The 762-nt window shown below is 67.2% G+C and carries 1 pseudogene; it reads right to left on the bottom strand.

Annotated elements, in window-relative coordinates:
• Positions 1–762, bottom strand: a pseudogene (locus AKI01S_RS48655) (DNA-directed RNA polymerase subunit beta); the annotation flags it as partial.

The raw sequence follows: 762 nt of genomic DNA, 5'->3' as shown, positions 1-762 counted from the left end.
CCCTGCTCGCCGTGCGGCACCTTCAGCGAGGTGTCGCGCACCTCACGGGCCTTCTCACCGAAGATCGCGCGCAGCAGCCGCTCCTCGGGGGTCAGCTCGGTCTCGCCCTTGGGGGTGACCTTGCCCACCAGGATGTCGCCGGGCACCACATCGGCGCCGATGCGGATGATGCCGCGCTCGTCCAGGTCGGCCAGCACCTCCTCGGACACGTTGGGGATGTCCCGGGTGATCTCCTCGGGCCCCAGCTTGGTGTCGCGGGCGTCCACCTCGTGCTCTTCGATGTGGATCGAGGACAGCACATCGTCCTGGACCAGGCGCTGGGACAGGATGATGGCGTCTTCGTAGTTGTGGCCCTCCCAGGGCATGAACGCCACCAGCAGGTTCTTGCCCAGCGCCATCTCGCCCTGGTCGGTGCACGGGCCGTCGGCGATGACCTGGTTGACCTCGACGCGCTGGCCCTCGTCCACGATGGGCTTCTGGTTGAAGCAGGTGCCCTGGTTGGAGCGCTTGAACTTGGCCACCCGGTAGGTGGTGCGGGTGCCATCGTCGTTCATCACGGTGATGTAGTCGGCCGAGACCTCCTCCACCACCCCGGCCTTGTCGGCCACGATCACATCACCGGCATCCACCGCGGCGCGGTACTCCATACCGGTACCCACCAGCGGCGCCTCACTGCGCAGCAGCGGCACCGACTGGCGCTGCATGTTGGAACCCATCAACGCCCGGTTGGCGTCGTCGTGCTCCAGGAACGGGATCATCGCC

It is taken from the genome of Actinomadura kijaniata NBRC 14229, assembly GCF_001552175.1.
In the GTDB taxonomy this organism is placed as follows: Bacteria; Actinomycetota; Actinomycetes; order Streptosporangiales; family Streptosporangiaceae; genus Spirillospora; species Spirillospora kijaniata.
Note: the sequence above shows the minus strand (reverse complement) of the source record. Positions and strands in the feature narration are given on the sequence as shown.